The organism is Paenibacillus hexagrammi (assembly GCF_021513275.1).
Taxonomy (GTDB): Bacteria; Bacillota; Bacilli; order Paenibacillales; family NBRC-103111; genus Paenibacillus_E; species Paenibacillus_E hexagrammi.
Genome location: NZ_CP090978.1, coordinates 2,708,295 through 2,732,624 on the forward strand (window position 1 = coordinate 2,708,295; position 24,330 = coordinate 2,732,624).

The following is a 24,330-nucleotide window of genomic DNA, read 5'->3' on the forward strand; positions in this document are numbered from 1 at the left end:
TTTTTTTCTGTTTTATTTGGTTATTCAAATATAGATTGATACACCAAATAACAGCTATGACGAAGGGTATGACCGATAACCAACTGTTTATTAAAGTCTCCACAATTAATCTGTTGTAATTGAAACGCTTTGGCCCATCTGGTTCCATTCTACCTTTGCTCCAAGTGCTTCGCTGACAAATCTTAAGGGAACATAGGTGCTATTGTCAACCAACATAGGTGCCACATCTAGAGTTACAGAAGTACCGTTTACATCAGCAGATTTGGAGTCAATTTGGACGGACACCTTCCTTTCTCTTCTACTTGCGGTAATTTGATAGGTTTCAGGATCCCAAGAAACTGTAGCACCTAACAATTCAAAGATTTCCCTCAATGCAATCATCATTCTTCCATCTTGGGTAAACATCCTGTTATTTGTTATTTGCTCCTTTCCGTTAATCCACAAAGGTATACAGTCGTAGTTGCAGTTTTCATAATAGATGTAGCCACTTTTGATTACGATGCCACTTAGATGCATTTGTGCGATAACATCTAGGGAATGATCATTTAATGGGTTTGCAGAAACATCTGCCATTTTAAGATTTGATATTTTCGATAAAGGTGATATGTCAGTAATTGAATTTTTGGACAACAAAATGCTGTGCATTTTCTTCATATCTACAAGAGGTGAGATGTCACTAACATTATTCTCTCTTAAGTCAACGGTACTAAAAGTTGTCCCCGATAAAGGGGATAAATCATGAATTCGATTTTTCGCCATGTACAAGCCTGCGATTTTATTAAGTCCTTTAAGTGGCGAGATGTCCTCAATTTGATTATGTGCAATCTCAAGTAAAGTGAGTTGAGTCAACTTTGCCAACGGACTGATATTTTGAAGTTGGTTACCTGCAATTCTTAGATTTCCTAGTTCCTTCAGCGTCGAAAGAGGAGTGACATCTGTGACTTTATTGTTATTAAGCTGGATGGAATACAAAGAAAGACCAGAAAGTGGTGTAAGGTCTTTAATTTGATTATCGTCAGCCATCAGCGTCTCTAATTTATGAAATGAGGCGACAGCAGATATATCTGTAATCTTGTTCTCTTCAATATTGAGAAAAGTCAGGTTGGTAAGTCCACTCAGCTTACTAATATCCTTAATCTGATTATGATTGATGCTCAGCTGCTGAATATTTGGAGAATTTGCAAGGACGGTCACATCTTCGATTTCGTTGTGGTTTAAGCCAATCGAAAGTAAACTTGGGAGAGCTCCTAACGAACGAATATCCGTTAACTTGTTTGAGCCAAGTCCGACTTTGGTTAACTTAGGTAGATTGGCAATAGGAGACACATCACTGATATTATTGTGATCAAAATATAAGCTATACAAATTTGTAGCGTATTCAAGACCTTTCAAACTAGAGACAGTCAGGCCTTTTCTCGTTTGGTAAAGTGTCTCAAGCTTACCTAAATCCTCTTTTGTTATCTCGCCATCATATTTCTGTAATACATCACGCACTGCTGTCTCTAAATTGGGATCCTCAAGCAGTTTGGTCTCCTCGGCATAAGCATGTGTAGTAGATAATAACAATATAGTCAGTATTAAAATGCTAAAAACTCCAAATGACTTTATCCTAAGTTTCAAAAGTAATCACTCCTGGACATATAGATTTTAAATACTTATTAAAACTCCTATTAAATAAGGTTAGACTCTCAAGCAATATAATTTCTTTGTAATCTTAGTTTAACCTCTTACTTTATCACAACTCTATGAAAAAAACACCATGTTGAGGTCGCAGCCGCGGAGCCTTATCCTGCTGTCTTTTTACAATAGCGTGTACCTTTACTTAAAAGAAAGGCTCTGTTTTCGTTTGTTGTTGATTTTTAACCAAAGTAGAGTAAGACGGGGGATTACTCCCCCGGACTCCTCATCAAACCGTGCATGCGGATTTCCCGCACACGGCTTTCCTTCGTCAGTTCCCCATCTTCAGGAGTGAGTCGTCTTCACCCGTCACCGGATTGCAAATTTCACTGCTGAATTAGAAACGTGTGGTGAGTAAGTTTGTTAGAAATACCATCCCTGCTTCTTCCAATACTTTGTTTGGAATAAGCCGGTTTGAAACCGTAGACTTCTTCTTCCGCATAAAAGCTCGCACTCTCATGCGTGTCCATTCGTCTAGGCGTTGAAACTTTTTCTTTACGTTCCCAATCCCAAAATAGTTACCAAACCCGCGTGACACTTCATTTAGCTTCTTCATCATTTCGTTAAGGTTGTTACCTTGCTGCCTTCGGGTGATCTTGTGGACTTTCTCTTTGTACTTCTTCACTTTTGCGTCCGGCAAGATGAGATATTCTTTCCAGAAGTCAAATCCTAGAAAACGGAATCCTTCATCGAATTGCACCACTTTCGTTTTCTCTGGATGCATTCTCAGCTGAAGTTCCCCTTCTAAGATGGTTTTTGCCGTTTGGTATGCTTCTTCTGCTCGCTCCTTTGTTTTGCAAAGAATAACTGCATCATCTGCATATCTGACCACAGCAAACCCCTTCTCCTTCATACTCCAGTCGAAATGATTCAGATATAGATTCGCAAGTAATGGACTGATGACCCCGCCTTGTGGGGACCCGACTAACGTTTCATGGAACTGATCATCTTCCATGACTCCTGCGGTGAGCCATCCGCGAATGAGCGTCAGCACTTTACCGTCGGTTATTCGTTCACGAACCTTTTCCATCAGCAGTTCATGCGGAATTTCATCGAAAAAGGATATAATGTCGAGGTCTACCACATAGTCGTATCCGCCGCGCTTTGCTCGTCGAATCGTGTTTATTGCTTGATGCGCAGAGTATCCAGGTCGGAAGCCAAAGCTGTAGTAGTAGAAGTCTTGCTCAAAGATCGGCTCGATGATTTGACGTACAGCCTGCTGGCATACGCGATCTCGGATTGTGGGAATGCCTAACGGTCTTAACTTCCCGTTTTCCTTCTCGATGAAATGTCGCCTGACAGGGTCGGGTTTGTACCGATCTTGTTGCAGTAGCCTTTGGATTTCCTTTAGGTTGATGCCTATGTTCTTCTCGAACATACCAATGCTTACCCCATCAATTCCGCCACTTCCTTGATTCTTCTTTACTGCCAGCCAGGCTTCATTCAGATTGTCCATTTGATATATTTTGTCGATCAGGGAGTAGTATCGTCGTTTCGGTTTCATTGGTGTTTCACCACCTTTACCTGCTACTCACCAAGCTGATCTTGTTCGCGCTACAGATGATCGATTCCTTACTCGTTCTACCTCATGCAACCGCGTGTTAGAAAAAAATTTTTTTTTCAATCGCTCCTGTTGCCTGAGGTGTACTCAGGTCGCCAGTTTGCCTCTATCCCCAAGCGCTATCTCGCTCTCGGCGGGACGCACCCTCTTGGTCATACCCTCTCTGGTTTAAGGCGCTTACGATCTCCACTCACTTGAACTCACAGTCTTTGACGAAGCACGTTCCCTTTGCCTCTGTCTTCCCTCTTTTGAAGTGGAAGCAGGTTATGCGACTAAGAATATTTTTTTCCCCACGCGCATACTCATCCGAGTTTTCCCCTCTAGACTGTTACCAGCTTTCATCGGCTCAGACTTATTCGCTACTACGGAACGATCCGCCATCTCGCAGTTCATCGATTTGGCTTTCCCCTTAGGGTTATACCTTGCCTACCTCACACGCGTTTGCGCAGAGGAAACTACGAGACTTCCCTCAGTTATCTGCACATTCTGTTCCATCCATCCTGACCCTAATCACGTAGATGAGCCTTGCAGGTCATATCCCTTTCGCGCTTTCCTGCAAGATATGCCTATGGCATAGATTTCCCCGTTTTTCCGGCGGGTCATCCAACATCTCCGCCACCTCTGGTTCACCGCATTCCGGGCTGGACTTTGCCTGCAGGCCCTTCGGATTCCCCCTCGCGAGAGACACCCTGCCAATCCTTCTCCTACTGGAGTTAGGACTTCTGCTTCGGCTACGGCACTTTAAAGGGTAAAGTTACCGAGTGGATTTGAACCACTTAGATTGTGCGACTGTGAGGCGCACAGAAAAACCGCTCTTATTTGAGCGGTTCATTGAACTATCGTTCCCAGTTAGCGTAATCGACTGTTGCCGGATTTAGTCAGCGTCGCGTTGCTCTTTCCCATTAGAATTCCCGCCAAAAGATAACAAAATGAAGTAGCTAAAAACAACTTAAAAATACTAGGCGTCATAGCTAAGTAGAGACTTAAAGGTAATGACCAAAAAAATGCGATGAACAGGATGAAACGTTTTTTAATAATCGTGCCTATTACTACAACAAAAGCAGGGACTAAAAGAAATGCTCCCGTTCTTAACAGAACATCATTACTTAGTGATTCAGAATTATATGGGTTATTGAAGTTTAGGATTAGCCATAGCACTATCGTTCCTAAAGATGAAAAGATGCTAAAATATCCCCAATATTTCACCTTATCCATCCCTCCTTAGAAACAGTATTTTATATATCATATTATGGTGCTACAAGATGTCAAAACAGTTTTTTTAGATTTTTAAGGTGTGAAATATTGCACAAGGCATATTCTAGTGCGCAGCTAAGGCTGGTTGAATTTAAATCAAAACTGGAAAAAGGGATGATATGAAATCCCGCATAGAGATGTCCATGGGTGGAGGACACAGCCCAAGCGAAGGCGCGGGAGACCTTGTTTATTTACTTGTGGATTCGAGCACAACCGCTTGGGTATACACAGAGTCTGGCGTGTGGTTTTGAAGTGATTGATGCGGTAGATAGTAGTTGTGCAAGTGAATATATCGTTCAACACCCTGTCGTGTTTCTCGCGGACTATTGTAATCGTGGATGTAGATCTCGTTGTACTTCAGGCTTCGCCAGAAGCGCTCGATAACAATGTTGTCAGTTGCTCGACCCTTACCGTCCATGCTGATCCTGACGTTGTTCTCTTTCAATAAAGTCGATGTATTTGGGACTCGTAAAATGACTGCCTTGATCGCTGTTGATAATCTCCGGCTTACGGCGTGCTAGCGCTCGTCTCGTTGTCTCCAGTACAAATTCGATCTCTAGGGATTGATCGAGTTGCCAGTCGATGATATACCGGGAACACCAGTCTATGATAGCGTACAGATACATCCAAGCGTGTTTCATTCGGATGTAGGTGATGTCAACAGACCAGACCTGGTCGGGTCGAGTAATGTTCAGCTTACGCAATAAGTACGGATAAATACGATGCTGCAGATCGCGCTTGCTCAGATTAGGGCCAGGATAGATCGCCATGATCCCCATTTCTCGCATGTAGCGTCTGACAGTGTTTTCGTGAATGCAATCTCCTTCTCGATTCATAATGGCTGCAATTTTTCTGTAGCCTAGAAACGAATGCTCCGTGTACAGTTCGTCGATCCGGTGTTTGAGGCGAATTTCCTCCAAGGATGGAGGCACCGGCTTGTAGTAAAGAGTACTGCGGTTAAGGCCGAGAAGCTCGGCTTGAACAGAAATTGCTAGTTCAGGGGTATGCCAATCCAGTAGTGCGATCCGCTCTTCTCGCGGCCAATTAGAGGCCAGATTTTTTTTTGATCCACGACAATTGTGTGGAAAGCTTTCCAACCTCGGCGTAGAGTTCGCTGATCTGCTGTTCGTAATCCTGTTTCATTTTCGTGATGCCTTTTCGGTCGTCTACAAACAACTGTGAGAGGTTCTGGATCGCTTCCGTCTTCCACCTGGTGAGAACATTGGCATGGATGCCATGCTCAGCTGCGAGCTGCGATACGGACTTTTCTTCTTTCAAAATTTCCAGCACTAGACGCGCTTTTTCTTCGGGAGTGAACTTCCTTCTAGTAGGTCTCATACAACTAAGATACTCCTTTTTCGCTGTCTAGTTTCTATGTAGCATTATATATCGTACCACATATTGGGAGTAACCTCCCTAGCCAGCTGTCTCCCGATAGCTTAAGCCGTTATCTGAATAGGAAGTACATAATTATACCGATAACCAATATACATGTTCCCCATAAACTGGGGTATCCAACGATTGCCCTTCCTATCCGGTAATGAAAGTGGTTATTGGAATTTCTGCGAACATCCTCCGAGATATCTGCTTTTGAATTCCTTTCTTCTATGTCAATCCCCCCCTTCGTTACACATACCAATATCCATTTTATGCTTCTCTTTCAACTTCCTACCCCGTTCGTTACTTTAACGCGAAAAGGGAGCTGCTGCCGGTTGCAAACTGCTCCCTTAACATTGAACTAAAGTTCCCAGTTAGCGCAACGATAGGATCGTAATATATCATGCTTTTAACTGTTGAAACTAGCAATTTGTAATACTGCAAAAGCTATCTAGATACGCTTTAAGATAATATAGTGCTATTCCAATCAAAACAATTATTGTTACAATGGTAACAAATAGTACAATGGTAAATAGACGACTATTAACCTTTTTAATTCTTTTCAAATCTTCTTCACTGTACATAAAAGTCCCCCTAATTTGGGTCGCTACTTAATTTAACTATTGTTCTACCGATAGCTTCACAGATGAATTCATTCAAACTACGCTGTATCATATACTTGAACAACTTCCACTATACCAGGTCTACGCAAATTCCCATTGCATCGAGGGCAGCTGTCATTAGGTAAATTATTTAATTTGAGAACAGTGTTCAACTCTAGATAACTTTTTCCAAAATAAGCATCATTTTCGATTGCATAAGCATCAATGTCTAACTCACAGTCAAAGCAATGAAATTTGCGAAAATATACTTGTATATAAGTATCGTCTACTCTTTTGCTATTTGGTTCAAATATTGGTTTACCGCTAGGCCAATAAATTAATGATGGAGTCCACAGTAGTGAATTTCTAGCCCATTTTCGAAGTTCTAAAACAGGAATTACTTTGTCGCTGAAAGCTTTACCTTGATGAAATGCGTATCCTAATGCCATTTCAAGATATTGCTTTTGAAGAACCTGATAACCATCTATTTGTTTTATTTGACCTAAAAGCAATAGGTTCCACTCACTTAATGTTGGCAATTGTAAAAACAATTGATTTATTGAGCATCGATCCATTGTGTCCCCCAAGAAATGTTTTCCATTAGTCATATTTTATTCTACCATGGAACTATCCTGCCCGTTAGCTTAACGCTGCCGCGTGAGTCTAATGCTTTTTTTCTCAATCAACATCTTTATTTTTATAGTCTACAACTTAATTTTCCAGTCTAAAAACATTATTTTCCAGCTGACTCTTCCGCCTTTTTGATAAACAAGAAACTTCCGTGAATTGTCCGCAAGCAGTACTTCGATTGTAAGCGTCTAACAAGAAGGTGTATTCCAAGTCAGTCTAGATTTTGAGACAATTCCCTTAGAGTAAGTCGTTGGAGTTTTTCGACTCTACTCGAAAAACTCTAATGGGAGTGTGTTCAATTGCAAACTCTAGAAATGAGGAATCGCTATCGGCTTCAGCAGTGGACCGAGATTGTTCGTGACTGCCGCTCCAGTGGTCAGACTGTGGTTCGATGGTGTGCCGAGCACGAGGTCAGTGTGAAAAGCTATTATTACTGGCTTCGGAAAATCCGTGAAGCTGCTTGTGAATCCCTTCCTGCTTTCTCCTCTCCGAATGAACCAACTCTAGTGCCGGTCCCTCCATCTTTGCGGACGAACGCCTCACGTTCCGAAGCAAGTCATGAACAAGCGGCGATCATCCTTCGTACGGATGCCGTTACGATCGAAATTCATCAGCATGCGTCTACCGTACTTCTCGAACAGACGCTTCGCATCCTGCATTATGTTCGGTGACATTTCTAAGGCTGATCAACTGTATATTGCCTGTGGTTATACGGATATGCGAAAATCTATTGACGGTCTTATTCTCGTGGTGCAGCATCAGCTACAATTGAACCCGTTTCAGAATCATTTGTTTTTGTTCTGCGGTCGCAAGCGCGATCGAATGAAAGCCTTGTACTGGGAAGGTGATGGCTTCGTCCTGTTATACAAGCGACTGGAATCAGGTCAATACCAGTGGCCCATGGATGCGGAGGCCGTACGCTCGATCACGCCACAGGAGTTTCGGTGGTTGCTGGAGGGGCTATCCATCCATCAGCCGAAAGCGGTCAAAAAGCTTGATTTTACCCCTTCCATCTAAGTCGTAACAGAGCCAAAAACCTTTGCGAAATCTGGGTTTATACCTGCTTCTATGTTATAATGGTAGACATAGAAGACAGTGAAGGAACGGTATCTCATGAGCCCCTCGGAACAGCTACAAAAAATGGAACATCGCATCGGCGACCTGGAAAAAGAGAATAAGCGGCTACAAGAAACCGTGCAATTTCTAACGCAGAAGCTTTACGGCAAAAGCTCCGAGAAAACAGCTCTCCTCCCCGTAGGAGTGGAGCAACTGTCTTTATTTGATGAGGCAGAGACAGCAGCTTCACGAACTGCACAAGAGCCGACCACCCAGCAGATCCAAAGCTACCAGCGGAAGAAGCAGGTAGGTGAACGAGCGGAGCTGCTTCAGGATCTTCCGCATGAAAAGCGACTATTTCAGGTTCAGGACCGTTGTTGTGACGTATGTCATAGCGAGCTTGTCTTGGTGGGCGAAGAGTTTGTGCGCACGGAGGTGGAGTTTATCCCTGCCCGTGTTCAAGCCATTGCTATCTACAGAGAAACCCTGGAGTGCCGGACATGCCGTAAAGAGGACAAACCTCAAATGAAAAAGGCAGCGACGCCTACGCCGGTCATCCAGCATTCGATGGCCTCCGCTTCCTCTGTGGCATGGGTCATGCACCAGAAATTTGTGAACAGCATGCCCCTGTACCGTCAGGAGAAGGAATGGAAGAGCATCGGTCTTGATCTGAGTAGAGCCACTATGGCGAATTGGATGATTGCGGCCTCAAGAGACTGGCTGAAACCACTCGTGAATCGACTGCATGGGCTGCTTGTAAAAGAGCGATATCTTCATGCAGATGAAACGCCCTTGCAGGTGATGAATGAGAAGGGACGGAAGAACACGACTGACTCTTACATGTGGATCTACAGCAGTGGGCAGCATAGTGAGCATCCCATACGAATCTTTGAATACCAACCAGGGCGAGGGGCGAAGTACCCGCAAGCGTTCCTGAAAGGATTCAAGGGATATCTACATAGCGACGCCTACTCGGGCTATGCGAATCTAACAGGGACAACATCCTGCCTGTGCTGGGCGCATCTTAGACGTAAGTTTGTTGAGGCGTTGCCACCAGAGGCGAAGCAGTCTGCAGAGTCGCTTGCAAGTAGAGGAGTCGCTTATTGCAACAAGCTTTTCGAGCTGGAGTCACAGTTTAAGTCACATACTGCTGAAGATCGAAAGGAGCAACGTCTGGTGCAGGAAAAACCTGTACTCGATGCTTTTTGGTCATGGGTAGAAACGGCCAAAGGTAAAGTTCTTCCTAAATCCAAGCTAGGCGAAGCACTGAAGTATGCGCATAACCATAAGCAAGAGTTGATGAATTACTTACAAGATGGGAACTGTGTGATCTCGAACAATTTAGCTGAAAACAGCATTCGTCCCTTTACCGTGGGTCGTAAAAACTGGTTGTTCAGCGGCAGCCCACGGGGTGCAACCGCAAGTGCAGCGATCTACAGCATCGTAGAGACCGCAAAGGCAAATGGATTGAACCCGTACAAATATCTAGTTTATCTGTTGCAACAATTACCATCGGCTGCATTTCGCCAGCAACCAGAGCTACTTGATGCGTGCCTTCCATGGAGTACGGAGGTTCAAAAACATTGTACATAACGCAGAGCCTGTGGATCTTCATGAACCATGGGTTTTTCTTTTGCAATACACCTGGTTATTAGACGCTTACCTTCGATTTTGGCATGATTCGCTTTCGCAACTTAAATGACATAACCACTTCGGGATAATACGGTCCGCCTCGTTTCTAGGGAGAGAAAGCTCTTTTGATAGTTTATGAGTCAGATAGGAATAGTTGTGGGCACACCTACGAGATTTACGGCTCACCGATTTAAACGAATCTTCGATCGCCCTTTTATACAAATCTATGAGATCAGCCCTCACTCATAGAATATCTCAGCATATCTTATGGCATCACCTCAAGAAAGGGATGATTATATGACTTTGCTGCTGAATCATGTTTATGGAATTGTGTATCGTCAATTCAATGGGAGGATCGTTGTATACAACGGTCGTGTCGTCTCTCGGCACCGCAGCTTCATCGTACTCCGTTTTATGAATCACAGAGGGATTGTTGTACTTCGTAAGCTATTCTTGATTCGGATTCTCAGAGTAGCTGCTATTTAATGTAGCAAGACGAAGAAAGGAGGCCATCAGTAGGCCTCCTTCATTTTGTCATCCTCTACAATTAACAAAGACTACACTTTATATTCATCCAAATAATGTATATAATCGTATTCGTATCGACATATTACATTGTAGGTAATTAACCGATTGAAGGAGACGTGGCACATGACACTAAAACTCATCCCCTACCTAGTTATGAACGGCAATGCACGGGAGGCCATCGCATTTTATCAAAAGGCATTAGACGCTCAGCTTCTTTTTAGCCAAGCTTTTGGCGAAATGCCGGCAAATCCGGAATTCCCTTTGCCTGAAGAAGCTAAAGAACTCATCTCGCACGCTACGATTCGAATCGGCGAAACAGACGTTATGTTCTCCGATACATTCCCGGGACAACCCCACACAATCGGAAACCAAGTTACGCTCTGTGTATCCACGAACGACAAAGAGCAAGCAACGAATATCTTTGAAGCCTTGAAGCAAGACGGTGAAGTCAACATGCCGCTGCAGGAAACGTTTTTTAGTCCAGCTTACGGCATCGTAAAGGACAAGTTCGGCATCACCTTCCAAATCTTCACAGAAGGAAGACAATAGGACAGAAAAAAATCTCCCTCTCGCACATGTTGCGGAGCTGGAGATTTTTTTGGGTTAGGCAATCGTTTTATGGTTGTTGGCATCGGAAGCCGTGAATTCCGAACATATAGATGAACAGGATTGATTCAAGGAGCAAGCGGCACATTTGCCTTGCTTGGTCTTTCGAACATATCGAACTAACGACCATCCTGCGTAACCAAATATGAGGAATCCGATCACAATATTAAAAATCACAGCAGTTCCTCCTCTCCTCTTACACGTTATTGCATGCCCAGTAGTAAACCAATCCGATAGATCATGAATGAAATGATATAGGCCACGACAAGCGCATAAACGACCGAGAACCAGGTCCATTTGGCCGAATTTGTTTCTTTTCGAATGACACCAACTGTGGCCAGACACGGCACGTACAGAAGAATGAATACCATGAAGCTGTACGCTTGAAGAGGAGTGAAGAACTGAACAATCATCCTTGAAGCCCTTCCTCAGTCGGAGCTGCGTAGATGATGTTCATCGTCGTGACGACGACTTCCTTCGCCAGGAAACCGGTCAGAAGCGAAGCGCCTGCCTGCCAGTTGCCGAAACCTAACGGAATGAGCAAGCTAGAGATGGCGCTGCCGATCATCTGCAAAAAGCTTTGGTCAATAGGTACATTCCAACCACTTGGTCCCGAATAGCTGAGAAGCCAGATGAGTACCGATCCTCCGAAGATGAACGTACCTGCTTTTCGCACGAATCCTTTTCCTTTTTCCCAAGTACTGCGCATGAGTGTTTTCCACTGGGGTACGCGATAAGGCGGGAGCTCGACGACGAACAGAGACTCTTCACCTTTAGCCAGTGTAGTTGAGAATATTTTTGCAAGTATCAAAGCAACTACAACACCTAGAACATATAAAGATAGCACGATAATGGCTTGATTCGATTTAAAAAAAGTGCCGACAAACAAGCTGTAGACCGAGAGCCGCGCCGAGCAGGACATCAAGGGAGTGAGTAGAATGGTAAGAAGCCTCTCCTTGGGCTGTTCAATCGTTCGAGCCGCCATAATGCCGGGTACGTTACAGCCAAAGCCAATAATCATCGGGATAAACGTTTTACCGTTCAGCCCGACACCCTCCATCAGCCTATCCATAACCGTGGCAATCCGGGCCATATAACCGGAATCTTCAATAAACGAGATAATGAGGAAGAGCATGAAAATCTGTGGGACAAACACGAGTACGCCGCCGACGCCGGCAATAATACCGTTAACAATGACCGCTTTAATAAAATCAGCGGCACCGGCCTGATCAAGCAGCCAAGTGACCTTATCCGTCATATAGCCGTTCAGCAGCAGATCCAATTGATCCGATAACGGAGTGCCCACCCAATCAAACGTTAGCTTGAACGTAACATACATGAACAATAGAAAGATAGGAATGCCCAAAAACTTATTTGTAACTATACGGTCTAGTCGTTCTGAGAAGGAATCATGGTTGGCTTTTTTCTCTTGTACAGATAGCTTTAGCATCGTTTCAATCATCACAGAACGCTGCTGCCGAATATACGAACGTATCTCCATCAAGCCGCTGCTTTGTTTCATGCTAGATTCAATTTGTTGAGAGAATTGCTCCCACCATCTGGCGTCCAAATACCTCGATAGGTATTCCCTAACCGGCTGGTTGCCCTCCATATACTGCAGAGCAAGCCACCTTTTATGCTGCATATCAGCAGGAAGCTTCTCTATGAATTGTTCAATCGCCGGTTCAAGTATGGGACCATAGTCAAAGGTTGCCGGCACGGCGTTTTCGGAAGACTGCTCTAAGGATTGCATTAGAACGTCGCAGCCCTTCTCAGCCCTAGCAATGACAGGAACAATCACTGCCCCCAGCTGTCCGGCCAGCTTATTGACATCAATCTCATATCCTCGAGCTTTTGCAACGTCCATCATATTGAGAGCAATAATAACAGGACTTCCATACTCCATAAGCTGTAAAGTCAGATGAAGATTTCGTTCCAATTGAGAAGCATCGAGAACATTTAACAGCAGATCGGGAGATTCATCAAGTAAATATTGACTTGTTACTCCTTCATCTTTCGATAAAGGACTCAAGGAATAAAGTCCTGGCAAATCAACGAGCTCGCCTCTCTTATTAGAGAGTGTGCCTACCTTCTTTTCAACCGTGACACCCGCCCAATTGCCAACATATTCATAAGAGCTTGTTAAAGCATTAAATAAAGAAGTTTTTCCCGTGTTGGGATTTCCGATCAGCGCAATAGATTTCATAATGCTTCAACCTGAATACATAAAGCCTCTTTACGACGAATCGCAATACATTGACCTTTGGATTCAATCGTACAAGGTCCTCCAAAAGGCAAAGCTTTGCATAAACAAACGGTCGTCCCTTCCACAATCCCCAGATCGCTGAGTCTGCGGCGCACCAAATCACTCATGGTGCTGAGATCGATAACTTTAACTTTCGAGCCTTTTAATGTATCTGTTAATTTCATAAGAATGAGTTCACCTAATTTTTGATAATGATTATCAATATCTCATCTCATTTTAGGTGATATGCCCAAACAACGCAATGACAAATTCGCAAATAATTATGCCAAATTTTCGAAATTACTCCGAGTTGTTTGTTGACCATACATCTTTCGCATACTGTCCGCTGATTTTCAACTGCTCGAGCCATTGGTCTGCTTCCGGTTGGCCAGCTCCGTGTATGCTTTGGTATGCGCGATGAAGCTCACTTTCCACTTCCTCGGCTATGGCGCTGCCATGACTGCATATGTACAAATACGCGCCATCGTCAAGCATACGAATCACTTCATTTGCTTGCTCGGCAACCAAATGCTGCACATATCTTGTCTGACTACCTTCTCTACGAGAGTAGGCGATATGAAGTTGAACAAGTCCTTCTGCTTCAAATTGTTCCAGTTCATCCCGGTACAAATAATCGCTTTCATCACGGCAGCCGTAATAAAGACGAGCTTCACCCAAACGTCCCCCTCCTCGCTCAAGCTTGCGCGAGCCTGCAAAAAACCGCGGAATGGCGCCAAACCCGTTCCAGAGCCGATCATAATGATCGGACGTTGTGTTTCATCAGGGAGATGAAATCCGGTTTCCGGAGAACGTACGAACATGACGATGTCATCTCCCGCCTGCAGGTCAGCCAAGTAGCCCGAAGCCACACCGCGATAATCCCCTTTGCCGCTCCATGCTTGATCTTTCACGACCCCCACCGTAATGCTTGCACGTGACTTGTCAACCCGTGGCGAGCTTGAAATGGAGTAGTACCTCGGTTTCAGCGGCGGAAGAAGCTCCAGAAATTTTTCAAAGGGCATATCACAAGCCTCGTACTGTTCCAAAAGCTCCAACAGCGATATTCGTTTCTTAAAAATGAGGTTCTTGTAATTTTCATCTACAAGCAGTTGTTCTAATTCCCGTTTATGCGGGGGACAAACTGTGAAGGCGGCAGCTTCACGAATCTGGGCACGGGTAGCGGCTTCCTGTAGTTCTACACTGTGGCTGAGCAGATCTTCCAGAGTGACAAGCCGGTCCAATGGCAAATGTGAAGCGCTGTCCCCGCTAGCTGTAAGCATCAGCTGGTCCTTCCTATGTAGATGGAACCTTTTAGTAACGCGTTCGATAACTTCACGGCTATTCTTTGGAAATACGCCAAGATGATCCCCTTCCTGGTAGGATAAGCCCTCCGGCAAACCGATCTCTATATGCCGTGTGCTCCGCCCGCTTAACGGCTGTTGAAGCTCACGGTTAACTACAACTGCAGCATGGACTGCTTCATAGGATTCCGCCAGCGGTGTCTCAGATGATCCGTTCATGAACTGAATGTGCAGAGTGCTGCGTTCCTTTTCCGCATTTTCGTTCAGCTTAAGATCGAAGGTCTTTATGGCATCCGCCCACATCTGCTGCTTCCACTCTTCAAACTGCTTCTCGAAATCTCCGCTCGCGTCGCCTTCTCCCCGAACAGAAAATCTTGTCGCCCCTTTTTGGGCAAGCTTCTCGTCAATGAATCTCGGGACGGCCTGATAAGTAGCCGCCCAGTTACGGTCTCCGCAGCCGAATACGGAGTAATGAACACCGCTAAGCTCTTCGGCTTCAGCATTCTCCAGCCACTGGATGAATTGCCGTGCGTTGCCTGGCGGCTTCCCGTTATAAGATGAAGCAATGATTAGCAAGGCGCCTTCTTTAGGTAGCTGGCCTAAACGGTCGTTTAGCGGAGCTGCTTCGGTCCGAATGCCATGGAGTCTTGCGAGATCCGCCAACTCCTTAGCGATTCGTTCTGCCGTCCCCATATTGGAGCCATATAGAATGAGCAGCGGTCTGTTATTCAAGCCGCGCACGGTAGCTTTTGGCTTCTGCTCTTGCGGATGCACGACTGTTGTATTCGCCTCGTGTTTGACAACCGTAGCATCAGAGGCAGCTGTTACGTTCTTGTCTCCTCGGAGCTGAACGCGGATGTGCAAATCGTCCGGCTTCAGCGTTAGCGTCTGCTTCACCTTCAACTGATAATTCGTATGATCAATCAGCTCAAATTGCTGTAGAATCATGCCCAGAACCAGCGCAGCTTCATGAAGTGCAAACTGCATACCGATGCAAGCTCGCTGACCGTTACCGAAAGGTTTATACGCATGAGCGGGAACTGCCGCCGGGTTCTCAAAACGCTCGGGACGGAACAGCTCCGCATCCTCTCCCCACACGCCACGGTCACGGTGAAGCTGAGGCAATAGCACCGATAGGCCTTCCCCTTTCTTAATCGCATAGGTGCCGCCGATAGTAGTATCTTCTTTAGCAAACACATTAAATTGAGGTGCAGTTGGCCATAATCGCAGCGATTCATTGAGAATCATGCGGATATAGGTAAGCTTCAATACCTGTTCATAGGTTGGGACAGCATCGATTAATACTTCATCCACTTCGGCGTAAGCTTTTTTAAAACCTCAGGATGCTTCAAAAGAAAGTAAATGGTAAAGGACAACAGTCCACTCGTCGTTTCATGCCCGGCAATCAGGAAGGTGATGATCTGGAAGCGTATGTTTTCATCATCAAGCCTTTCTCCGGTATCAGGGTCCGATACATGCAGCATCCGGGCCAGCAGGTCCGTTTCCCCTTGATCGCCATGTGACTTGCGGTCAGCTATGATTTTATCAACTAAAGAGAACATCGACTTAATGTCTCGTTCGTATTGACGCTTTGTTTTCACCATCAGCTTGTTCTGAATAGGCAATCGGTTGTTATAATGCATCGCTTCATCCAGCGAACGTACCATACTGAGGATAAAAGGATTCGGTGTTTCCCGGTAATAGCTGTTGAATCGGTAGTCAAATCCGCATAAACCAATCGTATCGAGTGTGAGCCGTGTCATGTCGTCTGGCACATCGATGCTTTCATCTGGATTCAATCTCGCCCATTTTTGGACGAGCTGCAGGGCGATATCCACCATCCGGTCGTGATACCCTTTCATAACCTGTTGACTAAATGCAGGCATCAGAATGTGGTGTGCTTTTTTCCAATTAGGCTCCGCCGTCAGACTCGTGAATAAACCATCACCGGCAAAATCCCTTACTTTTAACAGATGTCCGATGGCTTTATCGAACCGAGCTTCATCACAAGCTTCAGCTACAAGATCAGGACTTGAAAGGATAATCACAGATCTTCCGAAAACCTCAAAGCGAAAAATCGGGCCATACTCATCAGCAAGCTTACAAAAAGAGAGTGTTGGAGAATCCTTATCAATGAAGGGCAGATTCCCCAGAACACCATAGGTCTTGGGCTGTGGTATCGGTAGCAGCGTATTCATGAACAAACTCCTCTTCACTAGGCTTTAAAAAGTTAATATCTTCGTTGTACTATTCCCATTATCAGCCATGACCACTACATTCCAATGACATGAAAACGTTTTCGTTAGTATACTTAGTTTGTTATTTGTTTTCTAGCTGACCAAGTCTCATCTACCCGCTTCCACACTATGACTTGATAAGGGATGAATTGGATGAACGCTAAAAAAACCTTATGTTCTCTCCTCATTGCTTCTACAATCGCTCTAACTAGTGTTCCAGTTCCAAGTACGTTCGCAGAACCTGAACCTGCTGCGGTTAAGCAAATGATTGATGACTATAATCAACGTTTAGCTGCGATTCAGCAGCTTTCTGATCAAGAAGATCAACTGCAAGGCCAGCTTTCCACCATTAACCGTCAAATTTTTGAATATGATCAGCTGGAAAAGGAATTGCAACCGGATATTGATGCAGTAACTCAGCAAATTCAATCGACCCAAACCGAAATCGACAATAAAAAAAACAGCATGGATGAACGAAATCTGCTTGTCAAAAATCGGCTCGTAAGTATGTACACGGAGGAAGCCGCGTCCGTTTCCTTCCTCGAAGTATTATTAGGATCTGCAAACTTCGGTGATTTTATCAATCGACTTGGTATGCTGACCATGATTTTTAGACAAGATAAGCAAATGATTGATACACTGGCAGAGGATAAGCAAAGCCTCACTACCATGAAAGAGGAGCTTGATAGCCAACAGAAGGCTCTCTTAGATAAGATGAGCATGCTGAACCAAGCCAAAGCAGATCAAGAGGACAAAGTTCAGGAAAGAATGAATCTATTAAGCCAGCTTCAGCAAGAAAAGCGCAGTGAAGTGGATGCGACTCAGCAGGAAGCAGAGAATTTAGCAGCGATTGATGAAGAGCTGACACCGGATGTTCAAGCCGCGTTAAAGGAGGCTTTACAAAAAAACATCGTAAGCGAAGGTAATTGGGATTGGCCTGTTCCCGATTCCCACACCATAACATCAGATTTTGGTGCGCGGGGCCAGGAATTTCATGCCGGTATTGATATTGGCGCGCCGCTGGGCACATCGATTGTAGCTGTTGATAGCGGTATTGTTCTCTATGCGGGTAAAGCGACCGGATTTGGCAATTGGATCGTCATTAAACATGCCAATGGCCTCATGAGTGTATACGGACATATGTACGGAGACGGGATTTTTGTAAAAGTAGGACAGGAAGTGCAGCGCGGACAGCTTATTGCTGTTGTTGGCAGCGATGGCCAGTCAACAGGACCTCATCTGCATTTTGCTGTGGCAACCGGCATTACCGGCAATAAAATGGATTATATCGACCCTCGGCCTTATTTAAATAATGAGCATTTGTAAGCATCTTCTTCTAAAGCTGTCATACAAAGACCGCCTCCCGCTTCCGTTCATTTGGAGTGAGAGGCGGTTTTCATGATACCAACCTTTATTTTAAATTGAGATTCCAAGCTTGCGCGTTATTATTGTAATCTTCCCAGATTTGCACGTTCGTTCCGCTCACGGAGCTTCCCCCTGCAACATCTAGCGCTTTGCCGCTAGCCGGATGAATCAGCTTGTATTTCCCTCCTCCGGTACCGATAATCGCCCATTGTTGAGCTGCATTTGCATTATAGTCCTGCCAGATGCGCACGTTGGTGCCATTAGCTGTGTTGGCGTTTTCTACATCTAGCGCCTTACCGCTGTTGGTATTCACCAGCTTATAGGTGCCGTCTCCCATACTCGTAATGCGCCATTCTTGTGGAGCCAAGTTATTATCATCCCAGATCTGCACATTCGTGCCATCCGCAGTACCTCCGCCCGAAACATCCAATGCTTTGCCGCTTCCAACATGAATCAGCTTGTAGACAGATCCCGTTAAGATTGCCGGGGCGGCAGGCGTAATATCGAAGCAATCGATTTCTCCATATCCCTGCCCTTTCGTAAAGCGAACCGTGTTCCAACCTGCGTTCAAAGTGAGACGCGCTGTCGATAATCCCCAGTTCTCCCAACCCTTATTCGTCATATAAAACGGTGTCGCCGCGCCGCCATTCACACTTAAGTTAAGCGTGGACCAGTCCATACCGGAAGTTCCGTTCGCTGTACGCGCTGAAAGATCGTATAAACCTGCCGAAGCAGCAAACACATGATACTCGACATAACTGGCATCCGTATCGATATGACCGGCTTTACTGCCGCCGGAGCCATTAGGACTGCTTGATGCGTAGGCACCTCCTCCGAAAGTTCCCTCCTCGCCCTCAAAGCGAATTCGATTGGATTCGCCGGAAGGAACCGCGATTGGGATGTTCGGATTCACTGGTGAGCCTAGATTTGGTGTATTATCTGCGGACCAGGTGAACTTTTGCGCCCGGACCTCACGATTCCAGCCTGCATTGTTATATTTGGCTACGTGATACACGATCCAATCCTCTTTGCCATCCGGGGACTTCGTGAAGGAGTGATGACCTGGACCGTTTAATCCATTGGCAGATTTGAAAATAGGCTGGGAACGCTTGGTCCAAGAAGCCGGGTCTAGTAAATTGCTGGATGAATTAGCGGTAACGAGACCGAGACAATAATCATTCGTCCAGCTTCCGCTTGCTGAATAAACTAAGCTGATCAGACCATTGTGGATGATCACCTCAGGTCCTTCGTTCACATTCGGGGAATAATTCGTTTCCCATGCAAAAGTAGGTCTCGCGATTTCCGCACGTGCGGAATCAATGGTCCAGGGATTGCTCATATGTGCAATGTACAGATTCTGCCGTACGTTCGTGTCCCCTTCCCACCCGGACCAAATGAAATAAAGCTGGTTGCCGACCGTCAGTACGGTGCCGTCAATGGCCCACTTATTCGTCGAATCCGTAATTTGACCTTTGTTCACCCAGGTTCCTTGAGTCGGATCCGCTGAAGTGTTTTCCATAACATACATACGATGATTCACGTTATCCCCGTTGTCCTTGGCATAGTAGATGTACCAAGCCCCGTTCAAATAATGGAGCTCTGGAGCCCATACGTTGCAGCAGCCCGTGTTGATAACCTTCTTTGAGCCTGTATCAACGGTTGTTAGCTGTGAAGACTTCCAAATGGTTACATCGCCGCCGGTTGTCTTCGTGAAGTAATAGAAGCCATCCGTATGCTTGTAAACCCAGGGATCTGCTCCGTCCTGCATGATCACATTGTAAAATGTGCTTTGACTCGTTGCAGCGTTTGCCGTCCCAATCGGCAGCACAGCAGATAGTACCACCAAGAACAGCAATACCTTCAAACTCCAGCCTTTAAACCTCATTCATCCATTCCCTCCTTGGATCAAATAAATTCGCGCGCTCTATAAAGCGCTTACATATAGTGAATCATATTATCCCTGGCCATGAACAGGACATATCATTGGTTCTAAAGGACATATCTTTTGGAGTGTGATCCATCTAAGTTCAACAAATGAAAAAGAGCTGCCGGCTTTTACGCCAACAGCTCTGATAAGCATTTGTATCCCATATTTTATGATTGGAGGATCCCTTTTAGATACCCTGCAAGCTCAGCCGCGGCTTTCTCATGAGCGAGAACGCCAGGATGACTTCTTGCGCCAACGGTTTCATCCGTCATACCAGGAAGCTGAAAGATTGAAACGTGGTGATCGCCGGATTCCCTTTTGTAAGTATCCACAGCGCGGTAAATAGCCGGCATCAGAGGAATCCCCAGCATTCGATAGGCCCATACTAGATGAGCCTTCTTATTATGTAGTCTTAGCTTCGTCAAAAAATCAGCAGCAGCGCGTTCAAATTTAGCGATGTCATCTTCATGATAGCTCCCATCATCGTGAAGACGCTGCTTGTAAGATACGCCAGTAGCCGGATCCACCCATGCCGGTGTCTGGAAAGCTGAGCCATCATTTGTGCCTAGATTCACCACCACAATGTCAGGCTGCCAGGAATCGAAAGCATAGTCTCGATTAGCTCCAAGCTTTTCATTGGTTGCACCTTTCAGCAGTCCGCACACTTTCTCATATTGAGCCGGAATGCTGCAATTCGGGTTGTTATCCCAGCTGGTAAGTACTCCCCAGCCGCTTTGAGAGATGACTCGGTAATCCGCATCTAAGGCAGCAGCGGTCATATAGGTGTAATTCTGGATCGCGCTGAACCACATTGGAATCCAGTCTGCTTCTTCCTTCGCGCCAATTGCTCCTTCGCCGGAAGTGATGCTGTCGCCAATAAATTCGATTTTATGCGGTTTTTTCTTGACAGGCATGAACTCTCCGTCCGTCTTAATCGCGTGAATTTGAAGGAAACAGGCGGTGTCCTCACTCATGGCTTGTGTATCTTTAACAATCCGAATATTTTTGCACACGCGTTCATTCATGCCGCGAAAAACACAAATCCATCTTCTACCTGCCGTCACCATCTGTCTGCTCACAGGCTCTGCGTTCAGGATGATGCTGATCCAAGGCTCATAGGTGTCATAGTCAGCTTCAACCTCTACCCACAGCTCGCTTCCGGTCACTTCAAGCTCAAGCGCGCTCCCCGTCCAAAACAAGGTTAAGGGCGAAAGACTACCGGTTGTTCTGCCGTGTACGCTTATATGTTCAATATCTGCTAAAGCGGTCGTTCTTAATTGATCGTTTGTTTTCATCCATATCCCCCTCCCAACTTTACATACAGAATTATATCAGTAGGTTTGATTAAATACATCTTGTTCGCCGAGATAGTTAACCAAACGAGCATAATAAATGTTGAATGAATAAATGGAGATATACTCATTAAATCACTTTATCTACTTTAAATGGAAAAACATGATTTCAACAAAGTATTTTGTATGGTATAATCCGGCTTGTACAATAGAGATGGCTTAATGGGCGGTCGGCTAGTCTCCCGGAAGGGAGGTGATGCCCGTGGAGGTATTCCAAGCGATACAGTTAATGTTCCTTTTCGGAATGTTTATTCTCGCTTTGTTAACCTACATGAACAAGAAATAGACCGCCCTCAGGAAAGGTTCGCGGTCTATTAGATGCGGTCTAGCCTATGTGATGCCTACCGCCCTTAAAAGCGGCTATTGTTCAAGCCGTAGATGTTACCAGCATCTGCGGCCTTTATTATTTTTATTATAACCTTCCCCGTTTATACCTTCAACACTTCAAAATATATTTATGATCAGGCTCATTTATTTAACTTGCTGAGCAAGTCTGGCAGTTGCAGGCCGGGTCGCTTCCACCTCGTTCGTTGCAACTCTGACGCGTGCCAATCGTGTCGCTTCCACCATGTTGCGCAAGGATGCCGCCGTTTCCTCAAGACCGCGCGTCTTGAGTCCGCAATCCGGATTGATCCAGAACAGCTTGGGGTCCAGGACACGCAGTGCGCGTTCAATCATCGCAGTCATTTCATCAACGCTAGGAACTCGGGGGCTGTGAATATCATATACACCAAGCCCGATACCTAGGTTGTATGTGTTTTGCTCAAAGCTATGAATCAATTCACCGTGACTGCGGGAAGTTTCGATGGAGATGACGTCCGCGTCCATGTCTTTAATGGAGTCAATCATGTCGTGAAATTCGCAATAGCACATATGCGTATGAATTTGCGTCGTGTCCTTCACAGAGCAAGTGGTTAATCGGAATGCTCGTACGGCCCAGTTCAGATATTCCGATTGCTCAGAAGCTTTTAGCGGAAGACCTTCGCGTACCGCAGGCTCGTCCACCTGGATCATACCGATCCCTGCGCGCTCCAGCGCTTCTACTTCCTGTCTGAGCGCATAAGCCAGCTGGTACGCGATTTGTTCGCGGGACACATCGTCACGGACAAACGACCAGTTCATAATCGTAATCGGTCCGGTCAGCATCCCTTTCACAGGTCGATTCGTACGTGACTGCGCATATTGGGTTTCTTTTACCGTCATTTCTCCCGTAAAGAAAATATCTCCATAGATAACTGGCGGTTTGACACAGCGGGAACCGTAGGACTGCACCCAACCGTTTTCAGTAAAAGCGAAGCCCCCTAGCTTCTCGCCGAAAAACTCCACCATATCCGTACGTTCAAACTCACCGTGAACGAGAACATCCAGCCCAACTTCTTCCTGCAGCTTCATCCAAAACTCAATTTGCTCATGAATAAATGCCTCATATTTCTCGCTGCTCCATTCGCCTTTACGCCATAACTGGCGGGCTTTGCGCACCTCCGGAGATTGAGGAAAGCTCCCGATGGTCGTAGTCGGAAGAAGCGGCAGCTGCCAGTGGGCTTGCTGTGCGGCATAGCGCTCGGCGAAAGGCCGGTTACGAACCGGCTCATGTGCACTCCATTCAGCTACCGCCTGCTGAATTTTAATCCGGTTGCGATCCTCCGATTGCTGCAGTGCCTGAAGATCACTTTCATTTTGATCAAGTTCCTCTGCTACTGCATCTGCACCCTTCACTAATCCTTTTGACAGCAGCACGATTTCGGCCAGCTTCTCATCCGCAAAGGATAAGGCCATCTTCAAGACACTAGGAAGGCGAGTCTCGCGTTCTACCGTAACGGGAACATGCAACAAACTGCAGGAGGACTGGACAATGATGCGATCGGAAGGAACATGGGAGGCTAGGTCTTGCAGAAGCTTCAACTGCTCTCGCTGTGAAGACTTCCAGATGCCTCGACCGTCAATAACTCCTATTCCTAGCACTTTGTCCTCGGGAAATCCATACTTCCGAATAGAATGAAGATTGCCTTGACGACCATGTACGAAATCAAGCCCGATCCCTTGAACCGGCAGCTTGACTACCTCCGCAAATTGCTCCACTGCTTCGAAATAGGTTTGCAGCATGAGCTTGAGTTTGGGAGCTGCTGAGGTTAACGTGTGGTAAATGGTTTGTAATCGACGTAAATCTTCATCACTTACCCCTGTTACAAGCACCGGTTCATCGATCTGCACCCAAACAGCACCTTCAGCCTCCAACTCTCTAAGAATTTGAGCATATAGCGGCAGAAGCTTCTCCAGCCAAGCATCGAATTCCGATTGAGCGTATCCTTTGGACAACTTCAGGAAAGTCAGCGGCCCAACGATAACAGGCTTGCCGTCAATGCCCAGCTTCTCCTTCGCTTCCCGGTAGGCAATCAGCGGCTTGTTCTCCGTAAGCTGCGGCGTGGTGCCGTTCAGTTCAGGTACGATATAGTGATAGTTCGTGTTGAACCATTTCGTCATTTCACTTGCAGCTGCTTCCTTCGTTCCTCGAGCGATCCCGTAGTACACAGACAGTGGTACGGTCCCGCTGTGATAAGTAAACCTGCTAGGAACAAGACCAAACATCACGGCTGTATCCAAAATATGATCGTAATAGCTGAAATCATTAACCGGAATGAGATCAATGCCCGTTTCCTTTAATTTTCGTAAATGATCTAGACGAATCTGAGTGAAACGGCTGTGCAGTTCCGCCTCCTCCCACTTGCCCGACCAAAATCCCTCCAACGCCTTCTTCCATTCTCGATCTGCGCCAATACGCGGATACCCCAGCACACTGCTCTTACTCATCCTGCAAAACTCCTCTACGATTTGTTACTAAAAAAGTTATCATAGAACGAGTGCATGCATGTAATTCGAACAATTTATATCCAGTTATAGCCAAAATCTATAACCATACTTAAAAATCTTCATTTGCTCGGTCCCTGAAGAAATCTCTTGAGAAGCCTCTGAAACACCGGAT

Annotated in this window: 17 protein-coding genes and 3 pseudogenes; 8 read left to right on the forward strand and 12 right to left on the reverse strand. The window is 45.6% G+C overall.

Going from position 1 to position 24,330, the window contains the following annotated elements; translation table 11 throughout:
- Window positions 1-105: 105 nt before the first annotated feature.
- From L0M14_RS11980 to L0M14_RS11990, 3 genes are all read right to left on the reverse strand, one after another.
- Window positions 106-1,620, reverse strand: coding sequence for a leucine-rich repeat domain-containing protein (locus L0M14_RS11980; protein WP_235122300.1), 1,515 nt, complete (start codon window positions 1,618-1,620; stop codon window positions 106-108).
- A gap of 394 nt (window positions 1,621-2,014) precedes the next feature.
- Complete coding sequence (gene ltrA, locus L0M14_RS11985; RefSeq protein ID WP_235118299.1) at window positions 2,015-3,181, reverse strand: group II intron reverse transcriptase/maturase; 1,167 nt, start codon at window positions 3,179-3,181, stop codon at window positions 2,015-2,017.
- Window positions 3,182-4,087: 906 nt separating this feature from the next.
- Window positions 4,088-4,453 (reverse strand): hypothetical protein, encoded by a 366-nt coding sequence (locus L0M14_RS11990; RefSeq protein WP_235122301.1) that lies wholly within the window; start codon window positions 4,451-4,453, stop codon window positions 4,088-4,090.
- Window positions 4,454-4,611: 158 nt separating this feature from the next.
- Between L0M14_RS11990 and L0M14_RS31005 the strand changes: the two genes are divergently transcribed.
- Window positions 4,612-4,743 carry a hypothetical protein gene (locus tag L0M14_RS31005; RefSeq protein ID WP_260115484.1) on the forward strand — a complete coding sequence of 44 codons (132 nt, stop codon included), beginning with the start codon at window positions 4,612-4,614 and terminating at the stop codon, window positions 4,741-4,743.
- Here L0M14_RS31005 and L0M14_RS11995 read toward each other — a convergent pair.
- Both L0M14_RS11995 and L0M14_RS12000 read right to left on the reverse strand, forming a co-directional pair.
- Window positions 4,680-5,830, reverse strand: a pseudogene (locus tag L0M14_RS11995) (IS3 family transposase). The gene L0M14_RS31005 and the pseudogene L0M14_RS11995 sit on opposite strands and share 64 nt — an antisense overlap.
- A gap of 700 nt (window positions 5,831-6,530) precedes the next feature.
- Complete coding sequence (locus L0M14_RS12000) at window positions 6,531-7,046, reverse strand: hypothetical protein (RefSeq protein ID WP_235122302.1); 516 nt, start codon at window positions 7,044-7,046, stop codon at window positions 6,531-6,533.
- 354 nt (window positions 7,047-7,400) lie between these two features.
- Here L0M14_RS12000 and tnpA point away from each other — a divergent pair, with 354 nt between their 5' ends.
- The 5 genes from tnpA to L0M14_RS12025 all read left to right on the forward strand — a co-directional run bounded on the left by tnpA (window position 7,401) and on the right by L0M14_RS12025 (window position 10,866).
- Window positions 7,401-7,772, forward strand: coding sequence for an IS66 family insertion sequence element accessory protein TnpA (gene tnpA, locus L0M14_RS12005; RefSeq protein ID WP_235119388.1), 372 nt, complete (start codon window positions 7,401-7,403; stop codon window positions 7,770-7,772).
- A gap of 46 nt (window positions 7,773-7,818) precedes the next feature.
- Entirely contained in the window at window positions 7,819-8,118 is a 300-nt protein-coding gene (gene tnpB, locus L0M14_RS12010; protein WP_235119387.1) for an IS66 family insertion sequence element accessory protein TnpB, read from the forward strand.
- Window positions 8,119-8,214: 96 nt separating this feature from the next.
- Entirely contained in the window at window positions 8,215-9,750 is a 1,536-nt protein-coding gene (tnpC, locus tag L0M14_RS12015; RefSeq protein WP_235119386.1) for an IS66 family transposase, read from the forward strand.
- Between the two features lie 336 nt (window positions 9,751-10,086).
- On the forward strand, window positions 10,087-10,275 hold the full coding sequence (locus L0M14_RS12020) for a hypothetical protein (RefSeq protein ID WP_235122303.1): 189 nt from the start codon (window positions 10,087-10,089) through the stop codon (window positions 10,273-10,275).
- A gap of 165 nt (window positions 10,276-10,440) precedes the next feature.
- The gene (locus L0M14_RS12025; protein WP_235122304.1) at window positions 10,441-10,866 is read left to right on the forward strand and encodes a VOC family protein; all 426 of its coding nucleotides are present in this window, start codon (window positions 10,441-10,443) and stop codon (window positions 10,864-10,866) included.
- Window positions 10,867-10,920: 54 nt separating this feature from the next.
- Here L0M14_RS12025 and L0M14_RS12030 read toward each other — a convergent pair whose 3' ends face one another.
- The 4 genes and pseudogenes from L0M14_RS12030 to L0M14_RS12045 all read right to left on the reverse strand — a co-directional run bounded on the left by L0M14_RS12030 (window position 10,921) and on the right by L0M14_RS12045 (window position 16,667).
- On the reverse strand, window positions 10,921-11,100 hold the full coding sequence (locus L0M14_RS12030) for a FeoB-associated Cys-rich membrane protein (protein ID WP_235122305.1): 180 nt from the start codon (window positions 11,098-11,100) through the stop codon (window positions 10,921-10,923).
- A 26-nt stretch (window positions 11,101-11,126) separates the two neighbouring features.
- Window positions 11,127-13,129, reverse strand: a pseudogene (feoB, locus tag L0M14_RS12035) (ferrous iron transport protein B).
- Window positions 13,126-13,353 carry a FeoA family protein gene (locus tag L0M14_RS12040; RefSeq protein ID WP_235122306.1) on the reverse strand — a complete coding sequence of 76 codons (228 nt, stop codon included), beginning with the start codon at window positions 13,351-13,353 and terminating at the stop codon, window positions 13,126-13,128. The pseudogene feoB and the gene L0M14_RS12040 overlap by 4 nt, the downstream one beginning before the upstream one ends.
- A 115-nt stretch (window positions 13,354-13,468) precedes the next feature.
- Window positions 13,469-16,667 (reverse strand): annotated as a pseudogene (locus L0M14_RS12045) (bifunctional cytochrome P450/NADPH--P450 reductase).
- A 192-nt stretch (window positions 16,668-16,859) separates the two neighbouring features.
- On the opposite strand from L0M14_RS12045, the gene L0M14_RS12050 reads away from it, so the two are divergent.
- Window positions 16,860-18,032: a murein hydrolase activator EnvC family protein gene (locus L0M14_RS12050; RefSeq protein ID WP_235122307.1), complete on the forward strand. Its 1,173-nt coding sequence runs from the start codon at window positions 16,860-16,862 to the stop codon at window positions 18,030-18,032.
- Window positions 18,033-18,117: 85 nt separating this feature from the next.
- Here the strand turns inward: L0M14_RS12050 and L0M14_RS12060 are convergent, their stop codons facing one another.
- On the reverse strand, window positions 18,118-19,956 hold the full coding sequence (locus L0M14_RS12060; protein ID WP_405030871.1) for a family 43 glycosylhydrolase: 1,839 nt from the start codon (window positions 19,954-19,956) through the stop codon (window positions 18,118-18,120).
- A 209-nt stretch (window positions 19,957-20,165) separates the two neighbouring features.
- Window positions 20,166-21,293, reverse strand: coding sequence for an SGNH/GDSL hydrolase family protein (locus L0M14_RS12065; RefSeq protein WP_235122308.1), 1,128 nt, complete (start codon window positions 21,291-21,293; stop codon window positions 20,166-20,168).
- A 286-nt stretch (window positions 21,294-21,579) separates the two neighbouring features.
- On the opposite strand from L0M14_RS12065, the gene L0M14_RS12070 reads away from it, so the two are divergent.
- Window positions 21,580-21,636, forward strand: coding sequence for a putative holin-like toxin (locus L0M14_RS12070; protein ID WP_235122885.1), 57 nt, complete (start codon window positions 21,580-21,582; stop codon window positions 21,634-21,636).
- Between the two features lie 185 nt (window positions 21,637-21,821).
- On the opposite strand, the gene metE is transcribed toward L0M14_RS12070, so the two are convergent.
- Window positions 21,822-24,158, reverse strand: coding sequence for a 5-methyltetrahydropteroyltriglutamate--homocysteine S-methyltransferase (gene metE / locus L0M14_RS12075; RefSeq protein ID WP_235122309.1), 2,337 nt, complete (start codon window positions 24,156-24,158; stop codon window positions 21,822-21,824).
- Window positions 24,159-24,330: the final 172 nt, after the last annotated feature.